Here is a 1,338-nt window from a genome sequence, read left to right as displayed (position 1 = left end):
GGGGCGATCCGTCGCCGATACAGCCGCACGAGACGCGGATCGGGCAGCGCGGAGAGCCGGCCTCCGGCGACGAGGACGGGCGCCAGCCCCTTTTTGTGGCGCTTCCGGGTTTTCTGTGGGTCTGGTCTGGGCGTGATGGGCGCAGGGCGGCAGGATGTGCTGTGTGCGCGACACCGAGTTGTACCGCCATCTGCTGGGACTGGTAGCGCCGTGGGAGGTGCAACGGGTGGAGCTGTCGGCTCAGGAAGGTCGGGTGGACGTCTGGGTCGTGCATCCGGGCCGGACCCGGTTCGCCTGCCCGGACTGCGAGCGCGAGCTGTCGGTGTATGACCATGGCGAGGAACGGGCGTGGCGGCATCTGGACTCGTGTGCGTTTCTGACGTTCCTGCATGCCAGCCCGCCGCGGGTGGCCTGTCCCGAGCACGGGGTGCATCAGGTGCGGCTGCCGTGGGCCGAGCCGCATTCGCGGTTCACCATGTTGTTTGAGCGGCTGGCCATCGACGTGCTCGCCGCGTGCGACGTGGCGGCCGCGGCCGGGCTGCTGCGGGTCAGCTGGGACGAGGCGTGGCACCTGATGGACCGTGCGGTGGCCCGCGGCCTGGCCGCCAAACCGCTGGTGGCGCCGGCCCACGTCGGGGTCGATGAGAAGGCGGCCGGGAAGGGACAGGACTACATCACCGTGGTCAGTGACCTGGACGCGGGCACGGTGGACTACATCGCCGACGAACGCCGCCAGGCCAGCCTGGACGGCTACTTCGACCGGTTCACCCCCGAGCAGCTGGCCGGGATCGAGGCGGTGGCAATGGACATGTGGGAGCCGTTCGCCGCCTCGGTGCGCGCGCACCTGAGCGACGCCGAGAACAAGATCGTCTTCGACCGCTACCACCTGATGGGCTACCTGACCAAGGCCGTGGACACCGTGCGCAAGGCCGAGAACCGGGCGCTGGCCGCGGCCGGCGATAAGAGCCTGGCCGGCAGCAAGTACCTGTGGCTGTATTCGGCGGAGAACCTGCCCGACCGTCACCAAGACCGCTTCGCCACGCTGCGCTCCGGTGACCTGAAAACCGCTCGGGCATGGGCGATCAAGGAGAGCCTGCGGCACTTCTGGTCCTACCAGCGTCGCGGCTGGGCAGCCAAACACTTTAAGCGCTGGTACTTCTGGGCCACCCACTGCCGTCTCAAGCCGATCATCGACGCGGCCAAGACGTTGAAGCGCCACGAGGCGGGGCTGTTGTCCTACTTCGCCCACCGCATCACCAACGCCGGTGCCGAGGGCCTGAACTCACGCATCCAGGCCATCCGGGTTTCGGCCCGCGGCTACCGCAACCGCGAGCACTT

At 68.7% G+C, this 1,338-nt stretch carries 1 protein-coding gene and 1 pseudogene; one reads left to right on the top strand and one right to left on the bottom strand.

Annotation, left to right across the window (positions count from 1 at the left end; genetic code table 11):
* Positions 1-89 (bottom strand): annotated as a pseudogene (locus AC2VON_RS02455) (hypothetical protein); the annotation flags it as partial.
* Positions 90-163: 74 nt separating this feature from the next.
* Between AC2VON_RS02455 and AC2VON_RS02450 the strand changes: the two are divergent.
* Positions 164-1,338: ISL3 family transposase (locus AC2VON_RS02450; RefSeq protein WP_486951512.1), on the top strand; the 1,175-nt coding region annotated here is incomplete at its 3' end.

It is taken from the genome of Mycobacterium sp. TH-M82 (assembly GCF_057473605.1).
Note: the sequence above shows the minus strand (reverse complement) of the source record. Positions and strands in the feature narration are given on the sequence as shown.